Below are 425 nucleotides of genomic sequence, written 5' to 3'. Positions count from 1 at the left end.
AAAGAGGGCAAATTGATATGGGAAAAACTACAGGATGTTGCTTCTATATTAAAGATAATTGATGAAACAAAACTCCCAATAAACAAACAAAAACTACCTCAGGAAGTTAAAGAGTTATGCAAGATACGTGAAGAATACAAGAAGGCTAAAAATTTTCACAAGGCAGATGAAATTAGATTAAGGCTCAGGGAAAAAGGGTATATAATAGAAGATACTCCCTATGGACAGAGGGTGTTTAGAAGAGTATAAAATATTTACATCCTTATCCTTGGATCAACTATCATATACAATAGATCTGACACAAAGGTACCAATCAATACCAGTACTGCAGATATAAAATTAAGGGTCAAGATAAGGGGATAATCCCTGGCCAGGATTGCCTGATATGCCATAAGACCAATGCCTGGCCAGGAAAATATGGTCTC

2 protein-coding genes are annotated in these 425 nt (G+C 35.8%); one reads left to right on the top strand and one right to left on the bottom strand.

The window, feature by feature from the left end:
* On the top strand, positions 1–249 hold a 249-nt coding region (locus ACYQ0O_RS13155; protein ID WP_459893799.1), incomplete at its 5' end, for a CysS/YqeB C-terminal domain-containing protein.
* A gap of 5 nt (positions 250–254) precedes the next feature.
* Here ACYQ0O_RS13155 and ACYQ0O_RS13150 read toward each other — a convergent pair.
* A complete protein-coding gene (locus ACYQ0O_RS13150; protein ID WP_459893801.1) occupies positions 255–419 on the bottom strand; it encodes an ABC transporter permease subunit in 165 nt (54 codons plus the stop codon).
* Positions 420–425: the final 6 nt, after the last annotated feature.

The sequence above is a fragment of the Desulfothermus okinawensis JCM 13304 genome (assembly GCF_054654515.1).
Note: the sequence above shows the minus strand (reverse complement) of the source record. Positions and strands in the feature narration are given on the sequence as shown.